The 6,222-nt window shown below is 70.9% G+C and carries 3 protein-coding genes; 1 reads left to right on the forward strand and 2 read right to left on the reverse strand.

Translation table 11 applies throughout. The features are described from left to right. Window positions 1-63: 63 nt before the first annotated feature. Together ABD269_RS27355 and dxs are read right to left on the reverse strand one after the other, a co-directional pair. Window positions 64-1,560, reverse strand: a complete 1,497-nt coding sequence (locus tag ABD269_RS27355; RefSeq protein WP_344122003.1) for an amino acid permease — start codon at window positions 1,558-1,560, stop codon at window positions 64-66. Between the two features lie 193 nt (window positions 1,561-1,753). Next, window positions 1,754-3,679, reverse strand: coding sequence for a 1-deoxy-D-xylulose-5-phosphate synthase (dxs, locus tag ABD269_RS27360; RefSeq protein WP_344122005.1), 1,926 nt, complete (start codon window positions 3,677-3,679; stop codon window positions 1,754-1,756). Between the two features lie 434 nt (window positions 3,680-4,113). On the opposite strand from dxs, the gene ABD269_RS27365 reads away from it, so the two are divergent. Continuing rightward, window positions 4,114-6,132, forward strand: a complete 2,019-nt coding sequence (locus ABD269_RS27365; protein ID WP_425572980.1) for a putative Ig domain-containing protein — start codon at window positions 4,114-4,116, stop codon at window positions 6,130-6,132. The last annotated feature ends 90 nt before the right edge of the window (window positions 6,133-6,222 follow it).

Raw genomic sequence — 6,222 nt, forward strand, 5'->3', positions numbered from 1 at the left:
CGGGGCGGCGCGGTCCGTGGGCACCGGGCGGGCACGTGGTCCGTGCCCGCCCGGCGGGCGCCCTCAGGGCACGCGGCTGTGCCGGCGCCCGTAGACGAAGTAGATGACGAAGCCCAGCGCCATCCAGACCGCGAACCTGAGCCAGGTCTCGGCGGTCAGGTTGAGCATCAGCCAGAGCGAGGCCAGGACGGACAGCACGGGCACCAGGGGGACGAGCGGGGTGCGGAAGGCCCGGGGCAGGTCGGGGCGGTTGCGGCGGAGGAGGATCACGCCGAGGGCGACGACGACGAAGGCGAAGAGCGTGCCGATGTTGACGAGTTCGGCGAGGACGTCGATCGAGGTGAAGCCCGCGAGCACGGCGACGACGGCGCCCAGCAGGATCGTGGAGCGGTAGGGCGTGCCGTAGCGGGGGTGGACCCGGGAGAAGATCCTGGGCAGCAGCCCGTCCCGGCTCATCGCGAAGAAGACCCGGCTCTGGCCGAGCAGCAGGATCATGCAGACGGTGGTGAGGCCGACGGCCGCGCCGAAGCTGATCAGTCCGGCCCAGAAGGGGTGCCCGGTGGCCTTGAAGGCGTCGGCGAGGGGGGCGTCGGTGGAGAGCTGGTCGTAGCGCTGCATGCCGGTGACGACGACGGAGACGGCCACGTAGAGGACCGTGCAGATGGCGAGCGAGCCGAGGATGCCGCGGGGCACGTCGCGCTGGGGGTTGCGGGTCTCCTCGGCGGCGGTGGCGACGATGTCGAAGCCGATGAACGCGAAGAAGACCACGGCGGCGGCCGAGAAGATGCCCATGAGGCCGAAGTTCGACGGCGCGAAGCCGAACATCAGCTGCACCAGCGGGGCCTTGATGTCGCCGCCGGCCTTGGTGCCGACGGAATGGGGGATGAACGGGTGGTAGTTGGCGCCGGTGACGAAGAAGCCCCCGACGACGATCACGATCAGGACGACGGTGACCTTGATGGCGACGACGACGGTCGTCACCCGGGAGGACAGCTTCATCCCGAGGACCAGGATCGCGGTGAGCACGAGGACGAGCGCGCAGGCGAGGATGTCGAAGCCGAAGTGGCCCGCGTGGGTGCCCTGGAGGCCCGTCGGCAGGTGCCAGCCCGCGTTGTCCAGCAGCGAGCGGATGTAGCCGGACCAGCCGACGGCGACGACCGCGCAGCCCAGGGCCAGCTCCAGGATCAGGTCCCAGCCGATGATCCAGGCGGGCAGCTCGCCGAGGGAGGCGTACGAGAAGGTGTACGCGGAGCCGGCGACCGGCACGGTGGAGGCGAACTCGGCGTAGCACAGCGCCGCGAGCCCGCACACGACGCCGGCGAGGACGAAGGCGAGGGCCACCGAGGGGCCCGCGTTCTCCTTGGCGACCTTGCCGGTGAGCACGAAGATGCCGGTGCCGATGACGACACCGACGCCGAAGACGGTGAGATCGAGTGCGGTGAGGGACTTCCGGAGCGCGTGTTCGGGTTCCTCGGTGTCCCGGATGGACTGCTCCACCGTCTTGGTCCGGAAGACGCCGCGCCTTCCGGGGCTGTTCCTGAGGGGTTGTTCCGTACTCATCGGCCCACCTCCTGCTCGACCCGTCGCTCATCCGTGAACTGAGCGAGTGTCCGCGATGTTCGGGCCCACGCGGGGGCGGGCCCGGCCACCGTCGTCAGGATTCACCCGATGGGACGCGCCCCGCGATATGCGGACGGGGCGCGTTTCCACTCGGATAGGTGGGTTGTGCGGGACGGGGTCCCGGGAGGGTGCTTCAGTCGCGCACCGGCTCGGCGGCCGGCTCCGGCTCCTCGTAACGGCCGTCGATCTTCGAGACCAGCCCCGTCACCTGGCGCGCGATGTCCGGCGCCGTCAGCCCGATCTCCGCCATGACCTCCTTGCGCGACGCGTGGTCGAGGAAGCGCGGCGGGATGCCGAAGTCGCGCAGCGGCAGGTCGACGTCCGCGTCGCGCAGCGCCTGGGCGACGGCCGAACCGACGCCGCCCACACGGCTGTTGTCCTCGACGGTGACCACGACCCGGTGCCGCGCGGCGAGCCCGGGCAGGGCCTCGTCGACGGGCTTGACCCAGCGCGGGTCGACGACGGTCGAGGAGATGCCCTGCTGGTCGAGCAGCGTGGCGATCTCCAGGCACATGGGGGCGAGGGCGCCCACGGAGACGATCAGGACGTCGGGACGGTCCGTGCCGGCGGCGGGCTCGCGCAGGACGTCCATGCCGCCGATCCGGCCGACGGCCTCGACGGCGGGGCCGACCGCGCCCTTGGAGTAGCGCACGACGGTCGGCGCGTCCTTGACCTCGACGGCCTCGCGCAGCTGGGCGCGGACCTGGTCGGCGTCGCGCGGGGCGGCGATCCGCAGGGTCGGGACGACCTGGAGGATCGACATGTCCCACATGCCGTTGTGGGAGGCGCCGTCGGTGCCGGTGACCCCGGCCCGGTCCAGGACGAAGGTCACGCCGCACTTGTGCAGGGCCACGTCCATCAGCACCTGATCGAAGGCGCGGTTGAGGAAGGTCGCGTAGACCGCGAAGACCGGGTGCAGGCCACCGGTCGCCAGACCCGCGGCCGAGGTCGCCGCGTGCTGCTCGGCGATCCCCACGTCGTAGACGCGGTCGGGGAACGCCTTGGCGAACTTCTCCAGGCCGACCGGCTGGAGCATGGCCGCGGTGATCGCGACGATGTCCTCGCGCTCGCGGCCGAGCTCGACCATCTCGTCGCCGAAGACGGAGGTCCAGTCGGCGCCGCCCGAGGAGACCGGCAGGCCGGTGTCGGGGTGGATGACGCCGATGCCGTGGAAGCGGTCGCCCTCGTGCTGCTCGGCGGGCTTGTAGCCGCGGCCCTTCTGGGTGAGGCAGTGCACGATGACGGGTCCGCCGAAGCGCTTGGCGCGCTGGAGGGCGGATTCGAGTGCCTCGATGTCGTGGCCGTCGATCGGGCCGATGTACTTCAGGCCCAGGTCCTCGAACATGCCCTGCGGGGCGATGAAGTCCTTGAGGCCCTTCTTGGCGCCGTGCAGCGTCTCGTAGAGCGGCTTGCCGAGGACCGGGGTGCGCTCCAGCAGGTCCTTGCCGCGGGCCAGGAAGCGCTCGTAGCCGTCGGTGGTGCGGAGCGTGGCCAGGTGGTTGGCGAGGCCGCCGATGGTCGGGGCGTAGGAGCGCTCGTTGTCGTTGACGACGATGACCAGCGGGCGGTCCTTGGCCACGGCGATGTTGTTGAGCGCCTCCCAGGCCATGCCGCCGGTCAGCGCGCCGTCACCGATGACGGCGACGACGTGGTCGTCCGTGCGGCGGACCTGGTTGGCCTTGGCGAGGCCGTCGGCCCAGCCGAGGACGGTGGAGGCGTGGCTGTTCTCGATGACGTCGTGCTCGGACTCGGCGCGCGAGGGGTAGCCGGACAGGCCGTCCTTGGCGCGCAGCCTGGAGAAGTCCTGGCGGCCGGTGAGCAGCTTGTGCACGTAGCTCTGGTGCCCGGTGTCGAAGAGGACCTTGTCCTTCGGCGACTCGAAGACCCGGTGCAGGGCGATGGTGAGCTCGACCACGCCGAGGTTGGGTCCGAGGTGGCCGCCGGTCTTGGCCACGGCGTCGACGAGGAAGGAGCGGATCTCCGCGGCCAGCCGGTCGAGCTGCTCCGGGCTCAGCCGGTCCAGATCGCGCGGTCCCCTGATGCGGGTCAGCAGCGCCACCCGTGCCTCCTTCATCGAGCTGTACGAGCCTGTCGGGCTTGCCGGTCTGTCGAGTCTAATGTTCCGCCCGCTATGGCGGTGAACGGGTGGTGCGAGCTAAGTCACGCGATCGGCGTAGCAAGGTCACAAACCGCCCGAAAAAGCGGCCAGGGACGGGCAAGCGGATCAAGAGATTCCGCCCCATCGGCCCCTTTCCGCCCGGTGCCGGAACGGCGGCGGAACAGCGGCGGGCCCATACCGCCGATAGGAAGCCTTTGCTGTTCGCTCGGTTGTTCCTTGGGAACGGGCGTCGCTACGTTCGACGCGTGCCACCACCCACCGGGGTGGCATTTTCCCGAGGGGGAATTTGTCATGCACTCGACATTTCCCATGGAATCGGCGACCCGCCGGCACCTCCTCGGCCTCTTCCGTTCACGGGCGACATCCGACCCCCCATGGAGGGCTGTTCCGTGCAAGCCAAAAGACGGCAGACGAAGAGATCCTTCCGCTCCAGACGGCCGGCGGGCCGTGCCACCACCGCGCTGCTCTCGCTCGCGGCACTCGTCACCGGCGGCCTGATAGCCGCCTCCCCCGCCGCCACCGCGGCCCCGCACACCACCGCCGCCGCCCACACCAAGCGGCTCTGCTCCGAGGCCACCGCGCCCGGCAGGATGGCCTGCCTCGCCCTGGCCCGTACGGACGTCCAGCAGCACCGGGGCATCGCGGCCGACATCACGCCCTCCGGCTACGGCCCGGGCGACCTGCGCAGCGCGTACGCCCTGCCGGCCAACGCGGGCTCCGGCACCACCGTGGCCATCGTCGACGCCTACGACGACCCCAACGCGGAAACGGACCTGGCCACCTACCGCTCGCAGTACGGCCTGCCCGCGTGCACCACCGCCAACGGCTGCTTCAAGAAGGCCGACCAGAACGGCGGCACCTCCTACCCGACGGCCGACTCCGGCTGGGCCGGGGAGATCTCGCTCGACGTCGACATGGTCAGCGCCGTCTGCCCGCAGTGCCACATCCTGCTGGTCGAGGCGAACAGCGCGAGCATGGACGACCTCGGCGCCGCGGTGAACCGCGCCGTGACCATGGGTGCCAAGTACGTCTCCAACAGCTACGGCGGCAGCGAGGACGCGACCGACCCGACGTCCGACTCCTCCTACTTCGACCACCCCGGCGTCGCGATCACCGTCAGCTCCGGCGACAGCGGCTACGGCGTCGAGTACCCCGCGGCCTCGCGGTTCGTGACCTCGGTGGGCGGCACCTCGCTCAGCCGGTCGGGCAACGCGCGCGGCTGGACCGAATCGGTGTGGGGATCGAGCGCGGGCGGCCAGGGCGCCGGTTCCGGCTGCTCCGCCTACGACGACAAGCCCGCCTGGCAGCACGACACCGGCTGCGCGAAGCGGACCGTCGCGGACGTCTCGGCCGTCGCCGACCCCGCCACCGGGCTCGCGGTCTACGACACGTACCAGGCCGGCGGCTGGAACGTCTACGGCGGCACCAGCGCCTCCTCGCCCATCATCGCCGCGGTCTACGCCCTCGCGGGCACACCCGCAGCGGGCAGCTACCCGGCCTCGTACCCCTACGCGCACCCCTCCGCGCTCAACGACGTCACCAGCGGCGCCAACGGCAGCTGCAGCCCGTCCTACCTGTGCACCGCGGGCACCGGCTACGACGGCCCGACCGGGCTCGGCACCCCCAACGGCACCGGTGCCTTCGTCTCCTACTCGACCGGCGGCAACACCGTCTCGGTGAGCAGCCCCGGCGACCAGACCGGCACGGTCGGCACGGCCGTCTCCCTGCCGGTCAGGGCCACCGACTCCGACTCCGCCCAGTCGCTCTCCTACAGCGCCACCGGGCTGCCCGCCGGGCTGTCGATCGACGCGAAGACCGGCGTCGTCAGCGGCACGCCGACCACCGCCGGCACGTCGAACGTCACGGTGACCGCCCAGGACTCCACCAAAGCCACCGGGAGCGCGTCCTTCACCTGGACCGTCAACGCGACGGGCGGCGGCTGCACAGCGGCCCAGCTGCTGGGCAACGCGGGCTTCGAGACCGGCACGGCCGCGCCCTGGACCGCCAGCTCGGGCGTGATCGACAACAGCGCGTCACAGCCCGCGCACTCCGGCTCCTGGAAGGCCTGGCTCGACGGCTACGGCAGCGCCCACACCGACACGCTCGCGCAGAGCGTGACCATCCCGGCGGGCTGCCACGCCACGCTCAGCGTCTGGCTGCACATCGACACGAAGGAGACGGGGAGCACGGCCTACGACACGCTGACGCTGCAGGCGGGGACGGCGAAGCTGGGTAGCTGGTCGAACCTCGACAGCGGCAATGGCTATGTGCAGAAGTCTTTCGACGTCTCCGCGTACGCGGGGAAGACGGTGACGTTCACCTTCACCGGCACGGAGGACTCGTCGCTCGCGACGGACTTCGTCATCGATGACACTGCGGTGAATGTGAGCTGAGAGGAGTGGGAGCGGGATTTTTCCCCGATCCCGCCCCTTCCCGAAACCGGGGGCAAGCCCCCGGACCCCCTTTGGCCTCAATCGCCGGCC

The organism is Streptomyces blastmyceticus, assembly GCF_039521185.1.
GTDB classification, from domain to species: domain Bacteria; phylum Actinomycetota; class Actinomycetes; order Streptomycetales; family Streptomycetaceae; genus Streptomyces; species Streptomyces blastmyceticus.